The sequence below is a fragment of the Idiomarina sp. UBA4206 genome (genome assembly GCF_002383015.1).
Taxonomy (GTDB): domain Bacteria; phylum Pseudomonadota; class Gammaproteobacteria; order Enterobacterales; family Alteromonadaceae; genus Idiomarina; species Idiomarina abyssalis.
Map to the genome: position 1 here is coordinate 43808 of NZ_DFTS01000072.1, position 506 is coordinate 44313.

Annotated in this window: 1 protein-coding gene; it reads left to right on the forward strand. The window is 49.8% G+C overall.

The features are described 5' to 3' along the window. On the forward strand, positions 1-506 hold a 506-nt coding region (locus tag B3180_RS14285), incomplete at both ends, for an aconitase family protein (RefSeq protein ID WP_286845169.1).

Genomic DNA, 506 nt, shown 5'->3' on the forward strand with positions numbered 1-506 from the left:
CTCACACACCACCATGATTAACGGTATTGGCGTTTTAGGCTGGGGTGTTGGCGGTATCGAAGCCGAAGCTGCTATGTTGGGTCAGCCGGTTTCTATGTTGATACCAGAAGTTGTTGGCTTCCGTATGACGGGCGCGCTGAAAGAAGGTGTTACCGCGACGGATTTAGTCTTAACAGTAACTCAAATGCTGCGTGAAAAAGGCGTAGTAGGTAAGTTTGTTGAGTTTTATGGTCCTGGTCTGGACAACTTGCCGTTAGCTGATCGCGCAACCATTTCAAATATGTCGCCGGAATATGGTGCAACCTGTGGTTTCTTCCCGGTCGATGATGAAACCCTGCGCTATTTCCGTCTGTCAGGTCGTGACGAAGAAACTATTGAGCTGGTCGAGAAATACTCTAAAGCTCAGGGTTTGTGGCGTGACAATGATAACGAACCTGAGTACACCGATACGCTGGAATTAGACTTAAGCACCGTAACGGCTTCTCTGGCCGGCCCGAAACGCCCGC